This window comes from Streptomyces sp. NPDC058534 (assembly GCF_042717365.1).
Classification (GTDB): Bacteria; Actinomycetota; Actinomycetes; order Streptomycetales; family Streptomycetaceae; genus Streptomyces.
The window spans coordinates 1-11,926 of record NZ_JBHXNW010000134.1; the positions used below are offsets into that span (position 1 = coordinate 1).

The following is an 11,926-nucleotide window of genomic DNA, read 5'->3' on the forward strand; positions in this document are numbered from 1 at the left end:
GGGGGAGACATCGTCCCGCCCATGCGCTAGCGCAGTACCGGGGGCCCCGGCCGGGGTCGCCAGCGTCGACCGGGGCCGCGCCTGACCGGCCCCGTCTGTCCGCTCCCCCCGTGGCGGATGGGCGGGGCCTCGCCATATTCGGATCCCTATCGAGTGCATTACCTGGCAGGCGCACGGCGACCCGATGATGTGGATCGCCGGCATCCGCGCCCTCTACCTCCAGGCCCTGCACCCCCGCGCCGTGCGCGGCGTGACGCAGAACAGCGACTTCCGGCACGAGGCCTGGGGCCGGCTGATGCGCACCGCCGGATTCGTCGGCACCACCACGTACGGCACCACGGAGGCCGCCGAACGGGCGGGCGCCCGGGTCCGGAAGATCCACCGCATGCTCGGAGCCACCGACCCCGGCACCGGGGAGCGCTACGGCGTCGACGAACCCGCGCTGCTGATGTGGGTGCACTGCGCCGAGATCGGCTCCTACCTGCACGTCCTGCGCCGCTCCGGCTACCCCCTCACCGACGCCCACGCCGACCGCTACCTCGCCGAGCACCGGCACAGCGCCCGCCTCGTCGGCCTCGACCCCGACGCCGTACCCGCGGACCGGACCGAGCTGGCCGCCTACTTCGACCGGGTACGGCCCGAGCTGGCCGCCGGCGAGGCGCGCGAGGTGGACGACTTCCTGCGCAGCCCGCCCGTCCCACCCCTGCTGGTCCCGGCCCGCGCACTGCTGTGGCGGCGGGTCGCGCATCTGGCGTACGACTGCCTACCGCCGTACGCGCACGAGCTGTACGGCAGACCGGCGCCCCCACCCGCCACCGTCACCCGGCGGCTGCGCGCCACGGGCACCCTGCTGCGCGGGATTCCCGCACGTCTGCGCTGGCAACTGCCGCCCAAACACATCCTGAGCGCCATGGCACGGCTCGGTCCGGCCGCGCGCCCGGCACCGTACAAACTCGGACGATAAGCCGCCATACTGGACCGGCCAGGGGAGGGCGCGGACTGCTACGGGGGCGGGCAGCGAGATGGGGGACACCACGCTGATCCAGGGCCGGTACCGGCTGCTGGAGCGGATCGGGCGCGGCGGCATGGGCGAGGTCTGGCGGGCGAAGGACGAGTCACTGGGCCGTCGCGTCGCCGTCAAGTGCCTCAAACCGCTGGGCACCCAGCACGACCAGTCGTTCACCCGCGTGCTGCGGGAGCGGTTCCGGCGCGAGGCCCGGGTGGCCGCCGCGCTCCAGCACCGCGGGGTGACCGTCGTGCACGACTTCGGTGAGCACGACGGAGTGCTCTTCCTGGTCATGGAGCTGCTGGAGGGCCGTGACCTGAGCCGACTCCTTGAGGACAACGGGCACAGTCCGCTGCCGGTCCTTGACGTCGTCGACATCGCCGAACAGGTCGCCCAGGCGCTCGCCTACACCCACGAGCAGGGCATCGTGCACCGCGACCTGAAGCCCGCGAACATCGTCCGGCTCGCCGACGGCACCGTGAAGATCTGCGACTTCGGCATCGCCCGGCTCGGCCACGACGTCGGGTTCACCGCCCGGCTGACCGGCACCGGCATCGCCATGGGCACCCCGCACTACATGTCGCCGGAGCAGATCGGCGGCGACGACGTCGACCGGCGCAGCGACCTGTACTCGCTGGGCTGCGTGCTGTACGAGATCGCCACCGGCGCCCCGCCGTTCGACCTCGACGACGCCTGGGCGGTCCTCGTCGGCCACCGCGACACCGATCCGGAGCCGCCCCGCGGCCACCGCGCCGACCTGCCCGGCTATCTGGACCGGATCATCCTGGACCTGCTGGCCAAGCGGCCCGAGCAGCGCCCCGACGACGCCCGGGAGCTGGCCCGCCGGATCACCGCCGGCCGTACGGCACCGGCGTACGGGCCGGCCCCGGTGGCGCACCGGCCGCGGACGCCCCTGCCGGTGGGGGCCCGCGCCACGCCGCCCTCCTGGACCCAGGGCCTGACCACCGGACAGGTGCCGACCGGCACCGGGCCGCGCGCCACGCCGCCCGACCGCACCGGGAGAGTCGCCGCCCTGGCCGGACGGCACCACGCGGGCCTGCGCCTGGGGCGGCTCGGCCGCTGGGAGGAGGCCGGTGAGGTGCACCGCGCGGTGGCCGCCGAGCGCGAGCACCTGCTCGGCCCCGACCACCCCGACACCCTCGCCAGCCGCTACGAGGTCGCCTTCGTCCTCGGCCGCACGGGGCACGCCGCCGACGCGCTGCGCGCGTACAAGCGCGTCGCCGAGGCCAGGATCCGGGTGCTGGGCGCCGACCACGCCGACACCCTCGCCGCCCGCCAGGAGATGGCCTACGCCCTGGGCCGGCTGGGCCGGCACACCGACGCCCACCAGGTCTACACGGCGGTGCTGGCCGTCCGGGAGCGCACCATGGGCGCCGAGCACCCCGACACCCTGCGCTGCCGCCACAACCTGGCCTTCAACCTCGGCCGGCTCGGGCGCACCGGGGACGCCCACCGCATGGCCCGCGAAGTGGCCGCCGCGCGCGCCCGCGTACTCGGCCCCGACCATCCCGACACCCTCGTCACCCGCTACGAGGTGGCGTACGAACTCGGGCGGCTGGGCCGCTGGCAGGAAGCCCTGGCGACCTACCGGGGCGTCGCCGCGGCCCGCGGGCGGGCGCTGGGCCCCGACCACCCCGACACCCTGGCCGCCCGCTACGAGACGGGCATCGCCCTGGGCCGCCTCGGCCGCAGCACCGAAGCGCTGGCGCTGTACGGGGAGCTGATCGGGGACCGCGCCCGCGCCCAGGGGCCCGAGCACCCGGAGACCCTGCGCGCCCGGCACGGCCTGGGCGTCAACCTCGGCCGGCTCGGCCGCTGGGAGGAGGCCCTGGCCGAGTCCCGCGAGGTGTGCGCGATCCGCGCCCGCGTCCTGGGCGCCGACCAACCGGACACCCTGGTCAGCCGCCGCGAGGTCGCCGTCGCGCTGTGCCGGCTCGGCCGCTGGTCGGCCGCCCTCACCGAGTACCGCCTGGTCACCGGCGCCCGCCATCGCGTCCTGGGCGCCGATCATCCCGACACCCGCACCGCCCGCGACGACGAGGCGCACTGCCTGGAACAGCTCGGCCGCGCCACCGAGGCCGCGGAGCTGTACCACGGGGTCGCGGCACCACGCCGGGCGGCGGCTCACTGAGCCGGGGCTCAGGCGGCCCGTCGTTCGGCGAGCCGCGCCAGGAGCCGGGCCCGGTGCCGGTCGTCCGCGGCCAGGGTGATCGCCGTCCACGCCATGGCCAGCCCGCCGTCCAGCACCGCCCCGTCCGCGCCCGCGCTGGTCCCGTACCGGGTGAACTCGGGGTTGTGCATGATCGTGTCTCCGCAGTCGTACCCGATGCTCGGGTGGATGGTCGGCACCAGGTGCGAGACGTTGCCCATGTCGGTGGAGCCGCCCCGCATGCCGAGGTCGGGCGCGTCCGCCGACCGGCCCCGTGAGCCACCCCTGGCCGCCCGGACCACCCCGTGTTACCAAGAGCCATGACCCCGCCCAGCACACCCCCCGCCTCCCGCACCTACGACGCCGTGATCGTCGGCGGCGGCCACAACGGCCTGGTCGCCGCCGCCTACCTGGCCCGCGCGGGCCGCTCCGTGCTGGTACTGGAGCGGCTGGACCACACGGGCGGCGCGGCCGTCTCCAGCCGGCCGTTCGCCGGGGTCGACGCCCGGCTGTCCCGGTACTCGTACCTGGTCAGCCTGTTGCCGAAGAAGATCGTGCGGGACCTGGACCTGGACTTCCGGGTCCGCGGGCGCACGGTCTCCTCGTACACGCCCGTCGAGCGCGACGGCCGCCCCACCGGGCTCCTCGTCGGCGGCGGCGAGCGGCGGACGCGCGAGGCGTTCGCCCGGCTCACCGGGTCGGAGCGGGAGTACGCGGCCTGGCAGCGGTTCTACGCCATGACCGGTCACGTCGCCGAACGCGTCTTCCCGACCCTCACCGAGCCCCTGCCCACCCGCGACGAGCTGCGCCGCCGGGTCGGCGACGAGGCCGCCTGGCGGGCCCTGTTCGAGGAGCCGGTCGGCGTCGCGATCGAGGAGCACTTCGCCGACGACACGGTCCGGGGCGTGGCCCTCACGGACGCCCTGATCGGCACCTTCGCCGACGCCCACGACCCCTCGCTGAGCCAGAACCGCTGCTTCCTGTACCACGTGATCGGCGGCGGCACCGGCGCCTGGGACGTGCCGGTCGGCGGCATGGGCGCCCTCACCGACGCCCTGGCCGACGCGGCGCGCGCCGCCGGAGCCGAACTGGCCACCGGCCACGAGGCGGTGCGGATCGACACCGACGGACACACGGCGGAGGTCACCTACCGGTCCGCCGACGGCGAGCACGTCGCCGCCGCGCGGCACGTCCTGGTGAACGCCTCCCCGCGGGAACTGGCGGCACTCACCGGCACATCCCCGCCCCCGCCGGCCGAGGGCGCCCAGCTCAAGGTCAACATGCTGCTCGACCGGCTCCCGACGCTGCGCGACCCCGACGCCGACCCGCGCGAGGCCTTCGCCGGGACCTTCCACATCGCCGAGGGGTACGAGCAGCTGGCCGCCGCCCACGCCCAGGCGTCCGCCGGCTCACTGCCCGCCGCCCCGCCCTCCGAGATCTACTGCCACTCGCTGACCGACCCCACGATCCTCGGCCCCGACCTGGCCGGCCGGGGCCTGCACACCCTCACGCTCTTCGGCCTGCACACCCCCGCCCGGCTCTTCGCCGGGGACAACGACACCGTACGCGAGGACCTGCTGAAGTCGACCCTCGCCCAGCTCGACGCCCACCTCGCCGAGCCGATCGCGGAGTGCCTGGCGACCGACGCCGACGGGAGGCCCTGCATCGAGGCCAGGTCGCCGCTCGACCTGGAGCGCGACCTGCGCCTGCCCGGCGGCAACATCTTCCACCGCGAGCTGTCCTGGCCCCACACCCAGGAAGGCACCGGCCGCTGGGGCGTGGAGACCGCTCAGGCCAACGTCCTGCTGTGCGGGGCGGGCGCGGTGCGCGGGGGAGGGGTGAGTGGCGTGCCGGGACACAACGCGGCGATGGCGGTACTGGAGGCGGAGCGGTGACGGTCATCCAGGGCGCCCCCGCCGGCCGCCCCGCCCGGGGCAGGTCCTAGTCGGCCGACGCCGTCCACCCCACCGTCGCGACGCGTGCCGCGTCCGCCGGGCGCGCGTCGTGGAACAGGACGTCGCCGGCCGCCTCCGCCCGCAGCCCGTCGACGTACGCCCCGCGGCCCACGTACAGCCGGTCGGTCGTGTACCGCCAGCGCAGGGAGAGCGCGCGGGCGGCCGGAAGGTCGGCCGTCAGCCGGTGCCAGACCCGGCCCGACCAGCCGGTGGCCGAGCCGTTCTCGTGCTCCCGGCGCTGCTCGCCGCGCCGCCTCGTCGTGAACGGGACGGGCCGCCATTCGGCGCCGCCGTCGGTCGTGGCCTCCAGGACCAGGGCGTCCGACCCGGGCTCGGTGTCCCACCACAGCGCGCAGCGCAGCCGCGCCCGCCCGCCCGACGTGTCCAGCGCGGGCAGCGTGAGCGTGGCCGTCGCGGAACTCGCCGTCCCCGAGAACCACGCGGTGCGCCCGTGCGCGGGCCGGACCGCCACCGCCCGCGCCATGTGGGTGCCGGCCGCCACCCGGGGAGCCGAACCGGATCGCCAACTGCGCACCGGGTGCACGGAGTTGCCTAGGACGACGAGGAACGAGTCCGTCGTCGGGTCGAGCACCAGCGAAGTGCCCGTGAAGCCGGTGTGCCCGGCCGTGCGCGGCGTCGCCATGGCACCCATGTACCAGTGCTGGTACAGCTCGAAGCCCAGTCCGTGCGCGTCGCCCGGGAAGTCCGTGTTGAAGTCGGTGAACATCAGCTCCACCGACTCCGGCCGCAGGACGCGCGCCCGGCCGTAGGAGCCGCCGTTGAGCAGGGTCCGGCCGAGTACCGCAAGGTCCCACGCGCAGGAGAACACCCCGGCGTGACCGGCGACGCCGCCGAGGCTGAAGGCGTTCTCGTCGTGCACCTCGCCCCACACGAGACCGCGGTCGAGGCCGGACCAGGGCTGCCGGGCGTCCTCGGTGGCCGCGATGTCCGGCCGCCAGGACGCGGGCGGGTTGTAGCGGGTGCGGCGCAGACCGAGCGGTCCGGTGATCCCGTCGCGCAGCAGGACGTCCAGCGCGCGGCCGGTGACCTTCTCCAGCACCAGCTGGAGCGAGATCATGTTCAGGTCCGAGTACAGGTACGCCGTCCCGGGCGCGCTGGCCGGCGCCTCGTCATAGATGAGCCGCACCTTCTCCTCGTAGGTGGGCGCCCGGTACAGCGGGATCCACGCCCGGAACCCGGAGGTGTGCGTGAGCAGCTGCCGGACCGTCACGTCCTGCTTCCCGGCCCGCCCGAAGTCCGGCAGGTACGACGCGACCGGCGCCTCCAGCTCCAGCGTGCCCCGCTCCAGCTGCTGCACGGCGAGGATCGAGGTGAACAGCTTGGAGATGGACGCGAGATCGAACACGGTGTCGCCGGCCATCGGGATCTGCTCCGCGGCCGGGAACTCGACGCCGGTGTCGGTCGCCTCGTCGTAGGCCCGGTAGCGCACCGCCATCCCGATCGGCTCGTGCAGCGCGACCGTGCCGCCCCGGCCGGCCAGCAGTACGGCGCCCGCGTACCACGGGTGTTCGGGAGAGGGCGCGAGGAACGTCTCCGCGTCGCTGACGAGCCGTCGCAGATGACCCGGGAGCAGTCCCGCGCGCTCGGCGGAGCCGCGCCGGAGGGTGGGCCGGCGGCCCCGGTCCGCGAGCGCCTCGGCGGGCCCGGCGGCGAACGGGGCGATGGCCAGGGCACCGCCCAGGGCCAGGGCGCCGGCGCCCAGTTGACGCCGTGTGAATCCGCTGGTCGCCTGTCCGGCCATCGAAGAGTCTCCCGCCACCGAAGCTGAAAGTATCTTTCCTGGATCGCCGTGCGGAGTGAAACTTTCCTGTCAATGACGGGGTCGTGTCAATGGGGCGTGCGCGCTCCACGGACCGGACGCACGCGGCTTGACCCGCCCCGGCGGGCGGCCGAGGATCATGTCATGACGCCCGGACACGGCAGCACGGTCGACGGGGTGCTGCGGCGCAGCGCCCGACGCACTCCGGCACGCGTCGCGGTCGAGTACCGCGACCGCACCTGGACGTACGGGGAACTCGACGTCGCGGTCTCCCGCGCGGCGAGCGTCCTGCTGGCCGAGGGACTGTCCCCCGGCGACCGGGTCGGTGCCTACGGCCACAACTCCGACGCCTACCTGATCGCCTTCCTGGCCTGCGCCCGGGCCGGCCTGGTGCACGTCCCGGTCAACCAGAACCTCACCGGCGACGACCTCGCCTACCTCGTCGGCCAGTCCGGCAGCGGCCTGGTCCTCGCCGACCCGGGCCTCGCCGGCCGGCTGCCCGGCGGCACCCGCCTCCTCGCGCTGCGCGACGCCGACGACTCGCTCCTCGCCCGCCTCGCCGCGGCGCCCGCGTACGACGGCCCCGAGCCGGCCGGCGACGCCCTGGTGCAGCTCCTCTACACCTCCGGCACCACCGCCCTGCCCAAGGGCGCGATGATGACCCACCGGGCGTTGGTGCACGAGTACCTCAGCGCCATCACCGCCCTCGACCTCAGTGCCGGCGACCGCCCCGTGCACGCGCTGCCGCTCTACCACTCGGCGCAGACCCACGTCTTCCTGCTGCCCTACCTCGCGGTCGGCGCCACGAACATCATCCTGGACGCCCCGGACGGCGACCGGCTCTTCGACCTGATCGAAGCCGGCCGCGTGGACAGCCTGTTCGCGCCGCCCACGGTGTGGATCGGCCTCGCGAACCGCGCCGACTTCGCCACCCGCGACCTCGGCGGCCTGCGCAAGGCCTACTACGGGGCGTCGATCATGCCCGTGCCCGTCCTGGAGCGGCTGCGCGAGCGCCTGCCCGCACTGGCCTTCTACAACTGCTTCGGACAGAGCGAGATCGGTCCCCTCGCCACCGTCCTCGGCCCGGACGAGCACGAGGGCCGGATGGACTCCTGCGGGCGGCCCGTCCTGTTCGTCGACGCGCGCGTGGTCGACGAGGACGGCGCGGACGTGCCCGACGGAACCCCCGGCGAGGTCGTCTACCGCTCGCCGCAGCTGTGCGAGGGCTACTGGGACAAGCCCGAGGAGACCCGAGCCGCCTTCCGCGACGGCTGGTTCCACTCCGGCGACCTCGCCGTGCGGGACGCGGACGGCTACTACACGATCGTCGACCGCGTGAAGGACGTCATCAACTCCGGCGGCGTCCTGGTCGCCTCCCGCCAGGTCGAGGACGCCCTCTACACGCACGACGGGGTCGCCGAGGTCGCGGTGATCGGCCTGCCCGACGAGCGCTGGATCGAGGCCGTCACGGCCGTCGTCGTCCCGCGCGGCGAGGTCACCGAGGACGCGCTGATCGCCCACGCCCGGGACCGGCTCACCGCGTTCAAGGCGCCCAAGGGGGTGCGGTTCGTGGACGCGCTGCCGCGCAACGCCAGCGGGAAGATCCTCAAACGCGAACTGCGGGACCGCTTCGCCGGCTCCTAGCAGCACAACTCCGTTGCGGCCGCCGCCCCCGGCAGTCGAGGATCGGCGCCATGGGCACCCTCACCACGTACGACGGAACCGAACTCGCCTACCACGTCCGGGGCCGCGGCGTCCCGCTGGTCGTGCTGCCGGGCGGGCCCATGCGGGCCTCCTCATACCTCGGCGACCTCGGCGGCCTGAGCGCACACCGCCGACTGGTCCTCCTCGACCTGCGCGGCACCGGCGACTCCGGCGTGCCCGCCGACCCGGCGACGTACCGCTGCGACCGGCTCGTCGACGACGTGGAGGCGCTCCGCGTCCACCTCGGCCTCGACCGCATGGACGTCCTCGCACACTCCGCCGGCGGCAGCCTCGCCATGCTCCACGCCGCCCGGTACCCGGCGAGCGTGCGACGCCTCGCCCTGATCACCGCCACGCCCTGGGCGCTGGACATGCCCGCCACGCCGGAGGACCGACGGGCGGCGGCCCTGCTGCGGCAGGACGAACCCTGGTTCGAAGAGGCATTCGGCCCCTTCGATGCCTGGCTGGCCGGCACCGGCGACTTCGACCCGGTGTTCCTCCCCTTCTTCCACGGCCGCTGGGACGACGCCGCGCGCGCCCACGTCGCCCGCGGCGACCAGGAGTCCAACTACGAGGCGGGCGACGTCTACCTCTCCCCGGACGCCTTCGACCCGCCCGCCACCCGGGCCGCCCTCGCCCGCAGCACCGCCCGGGTCCTGGTCCTCGCCGGGGAACTCGACGGCGGCCCCCGGCCGGAACTCGCCCGCCGCTGCGCCGACGTCTTCCCGCACGCCGAGGTCGCCGTCCAGCCGGGCGCCGGGCACTATCCCTGGCTCGACGACCCCGAGTGGTTCGTACGGCGTGTCGCCGCGTTCCTCGGTGAGGAATGAGGCCACCGGGACACCGGCGGCGGGTGGGGAGCGTGGGAACGGCGGCACCGATCTTCCGAAAGGCACCGCTCACGTGGCCTGTCGGCGGTCGGACCCGATCGCTAGGCTGGCCGCGAACGACGCAACCGGGAGGAGCACGGACGTGGCCGAGAGCACCACCCACCAGCGCCCGATCATGGGCTGGGACAAGCCGGAACTGGACCTCAGCGACGCGCAGTGGCAGTCGAGCAGCCGGGGCCTGGGGGATGTCCAGATCGCCTTTGTCGAGGGCTTCATCGCCATGCGCAACAGCGGCAGCCCGAAAAGCCCCTCCCTGATCTTCACCCCGGCGGAATGGGGCGCGTTCGTGTCGGGAGCGCGGGAAGGGGAGTTCGACCTCACCTGACCCGCCGGGTGCGGTGAGCCGACCGGCCGAACCGGGGTGTTCCGTCCGTCGCCGGAGGGAAGGCCGTACTCCGGAGGTGAGGCACCCATGAGCACCCTGCCGGTCATCGCGGCCGTCGACGGTTCCGACGACAGCCTGCGCGCCCTGGACTGGGCCCTCGCCGCCGCGCACCGGCGCGGGGCGCCCCTGCGGGTGGTGCATGTGCGCCAGTACGCCACCTGGGCCCAGACCGACATCCTGGTCGCGGACGAGCCGGACACCGGCGACGACCCCGTGCTCGACCAGGCCCGCGCCCACCTCCAGGGGCGTGCCTACGCAGTGGCGACGGAGTACGTCGGCCTGGAGGGCGTGCCCGGCGCCGCGCTGCCGGAACTGGGCGCCGACTCCCAGCTGCTGGTGCTCGGCTCCCGGGGCCGCGGCGGCTTCGCCAGCCTGCTGCTCGGCTCCAACGGCCTGGCCGCCGCCCGCGACGCCGAGTGCCCCGTCGTCGTGGTGCCCCGCCCCGGACGCGAGGTGCACGGCGAGGCGCCGGGCGAAGAGGGGCCCCGGGTGGTCGTCGGACTGCACGTGGACAGCCCCGACGACGCCACCCTCTCCTTCGCCTTCGCCGAGGCCGCGCTGCGCGGCGCCCGCCTCCAGGTCGTCGCCGCCTACCCCTGGCCGGTGCAGACCTGGGCCGCCGCCGGGCAGATCATGCCCCCGGTGATCGACGAGGTCTCCATCGAGAGCGAGACCCGGGTCCTGGCGGACGGCTTCCTGGCCCCGTACCGCGAACGTCATCCCGACGTCCGTGCCGAGCCGTACGTCGCGCCCGGCGACGCCGCCGGACACCTCGTCGCCACCTCCCGCGACGCCCAACTGGTCGTCGTCGGCCGCCACCGCCGCCGCCTGCTGGCCCCCGCCCGCATGATGGGCTCGGTCACCCACGCCGTCCTGCTCCACGCGGCGTCCCCGGTCGCGGTCGTACCACCGGCTCCGCCGGAGGACTGAGGGGACGGGGCGTCCGTAGCGGCACGCCGGCCGGTCAGTACGGCGTGGGCTGGGGCGCGGACGTGAGCCGTGGTGTGGGGGCAGGTTCCCGGGAGTCGTTGTGGTCGTGGCGCGGGTGAGTGCGGCGCGGGGTGGGCTGAGGGCCGGGTTCCGGGGCTGTGCCGTGGTCGTGGCGCGGGGGCGGGGCGAGGCGCGGTCAGGCTCCGGCGGCGAGGGTGGCGAGGGTGGCGTGTGTCGGTGGTGGTGGCCCGGTCGGGGGCCGCTCCGTGGCCCGTGGCCGTACGGAGACCGCGCCCGGGCGCACCCCGCCGTGCCTATCATCGGCCCCATGCAGGACTCACCCAGCAGGGACGCCCGGATCGCGCTCGATCTCGCCCTGACCGTCCGGCACGACGGGCACGGCGGGGTCGCCGACGACCTTGCCGACCCCGCCGGGCTCACCGCCTGGGTACGGGCCCACCCCGACCTCGCGGCGGACGCCGAGGCCGGCGCCGACGTCGCCGCCGTCCGGGACGTGCGGGCCGCCGCCCGCGCCCTCTTCGCCCGCGCCGTGCGTCCCGGCGAGCCGAGCCCCGCAGACGCCGCCCGGCTGCTGCGCGTCCCCGAAGCCCTGCGGTGCCTGAACGAGGCCGCCGCCCGCACCCCCACCGTCCCCGTCCTGCACTGGGCCGACGCCGGCGCCCCCGTCGTACGCGCCGCGACCGCGCCAGGCGCCCGGCCCGACCTCACCGCCGCGCTCGCCCAGGCCGTGATCGGCTTCCTCGCGGGACCCGACCGGCAGCGGCTGCGGGCCTGCCACGCACCGCGCTGTGTGCGGTACTTCCTCAAGGACCACCCGCGCCAGGAGTGGTGCAAACCGTCCTGCGGCAACCGGGCCCGGGTGGCCCGTCACCAGCAGCGGCAGCGGCGGACCGCCGAGCCCCGGCCCTAGGCCCTGTCGTCAAACTCCCGTCTGCCCCGCGACGCCATGCACGCTCCCCCACTGCCTTAAAGGCGTGGGAGGTACCCCCACTCGCCGCACGGGGCCCTGACCCAAGTACATCCAGTACGAGGATCAGGGCCCCGCGCGCCGAGAGCACGCACCTGACGCCGCGAGGCCCGCCCTC

General features: G+C 75.1%; 10 protein-coding genes. 8 read left to right on the top strand and 2 right to left on the bottom strand.

Translation table 11 applies throughout. From position 1 onward, the window contains the following. The first annotated feature begins 184 nt into the window (after positions 1–184). Entirely contained in the window at positions 185–964 is a 780-nt protein-coding gene (locus ACFWR9_RS41315) for an oxygenase MpaB family protein (RefSeq protein WP_383852443.1), read from the top strand. Between the two features lie 58 nt (positions 965–1,022). Next, positions 1,023–3,158, top strand: a complete 2,136-nt coding sequence (locus tag ACFWR9_RS41320) for a tetratricopeptide repeat protein (protein WP_383852446.1) — start codon at positions 1,023–1,025, stop codon at positions 3,156–3,158. Between the two features lie 8 nt (positions 3,159–3,166). Here ACFWR9_RS41320 and ACFWR9_RS41325 read toward each other — a convergent pair whose 3' ends face one another. Beyond that, positions 3,167–3,418 carry a hypothetical protein gene (locus tag ACFWR9_RS41325; protein WP_383852448.1) on the bottom strand — a complete coding sequence of 84 codons (252 nt, stop codon included), beginning with the start codon at positions 3,416–3,418 and terminating at the stop codon, positions 3,167–3,169. 78 nt (positions 3,419–3,496) lie between these two features. On the opposite strand from ACFWR9_RS41325, the gene ACFWR9_RS41330 reads away from it, so the two are divergent. Continuing rightward, positions 3,497–5,071 (top strand): phytoene desaturase family protein, encoded by a 1,575-nt coding sequence (locus ACFWR9_RS41330; protein ID WP_383852451.1) that lies wholly within the window; start codon positions 3,497–3,499, stop codon positions 5,069–5,071. Positions 5,072–5,117: 46 nt separating this feature from the next. Here the strand turns inward: ACFWR9_RS41330 and ACFWR9_RS41335 are convergent, their stop codons facing one another. Then, complete coding sequence (locus ACFWR9_RS41335; RefSeq protein WP_383852454.1) at positions 5,118–6,893, bottom strand: serine hydrolase; 1,776 nt, start codon at positions 6,891–6,893, stop codon at positions 5,118–5,120. 162 nt (positions 6,894–7,055) lie between these two features. Here ACFWR9_RS41335 and ACFWR9_RS41340 point away from each other — a divergent pair, with 162 nt between their 5' ends. The 5 genes from ACFWR9_RS41340 (at position 7,056) to ACFWR9_RS41360 (ending at position 11,751) form a co-directional block, all read left to right on the top strand. Beyond that, positions 7,056–8,555: an acyl-CoA synthetase gene (locus ACFWR9_RS41340; protein ID WP_383852457.1), complete on the top strand. Its 1,500-nt coding sequence runs from the start codon at positions 7,056–7,058 to the stop codon at positions 8,553–8,555. 50 nt (positions 8,556–8,605) lie between these two features. After that, complete coding sequence (locus tag ACFWR9_RS41345; protein WP_383852459.1) at positions 8,606–9,445, top strand: alpha/beta fold hydrolase; 840 nt, start codon at positions 8,606–8,608, stop codon at positions 9,443–9,445. 142 nt (positions 9,446–9,587) lie between these two features. Further along, complete coding sequence (locus tag ACFWR9_RS41350; protein ID WP_383852462.1) at positions 9,588–9,830, top strand: DUF397 domain-containing protein; 243 nt, start codon at positions 9,588–9,590, stop codon at positions 9,828–9,830. A gap of 87 nt (positions 9,831–9,917) precedes the next feature. Beyond that, entirely contained in the window at positions 9,918–10,820 is a 903-nt protein-coding gene (locus ACFWR9_RS41355) for a universal stress protein (protein WP_383852465.1), read from the top strand. Positions 10,821–11,148: 328 nt separating this feature from the next. Beyond that, positions 11,149–11,751 (top strand): CGNR zinc finger domain-containing protein, encoded by a 603-nt coding sequence (locus tag ACFWR9_RS41360; protein WP_383852468.1) that lies wholly within the window; start codon positions 11,149–11,151, stop codon positions 11,749–11,751. Positions 11,752–11,926 lie beyond the last annotated feature (175 nt).

Excerpts from the sequence above, each read along its gene's own strand:
- ACFWR9_RS41345 (WP_383852459.1), top strand. The coding sequence starts at position 8,606 with ATGGGCACCCTCACCACGTACGACGGAACCGAACTCGCCTACCACGTC.
- ACFWR9_RS41315 (WP_383852443.1), top strand. The coding sequence starts at position 185 with ATGATGTGGATCGCCGGCATCCGCGCCCTCTACCTCCAGGCCCTGCAC.
- ACFWR9_RS41325 (WP_383852448.1), bottom strand. The coding sequence starts at position 3,418 with ATGCGGGGCGGCTCCACCGACATGGGCAACGTCTCGCACCTGGTGCCG.
- ACFWR9_RS41330 (WP_383852451.1), top strand. The coding sequence starts at position 3,497 with ATGACCCCGCCCAGCACACCCCCCGCCTCCCGCACCTACGACGCCGTG.
- ACFWR9_RS41340 (WP_383852457.1), top strand. The coding sequence starts at position 7,056 with ATGACGCCCGGACACGGCAGCACGGTCGACGGGGTGCTGCGGCGCAGC.
- ACFWR9_RS41335 (WP_383852454.1), bottom strand. The coding sequence starts at position 6,893 with ATGGCCGGACAGGCGACCAGCGGATTCACACGGCGTCAACTGGGCGCC.
- ACFWR9_RS41320 (WP_383852446.1), top strand. The coding sequence starts at position 1,023 with ATGGGGGACACCACGCTGATCCAGGGCCGGTACCGGCTGCTGGAGCGG.
- ACFWR9_RS41360 (WP_383852468.1), top strand. The coding sequence starts at position 11,149 with ATGCAGGACTCACCCAGCAGGGACGCCCGGATCGCGCTCGATCTCGCC.
- ACFWR9_RS41355 (WP_383852465.1), top strand. The coding sequence starts at position 9,918 with ATGAGCACCCTGCCGGTCATCGCGGCCGTCGACGGTTCCGACGACAGC.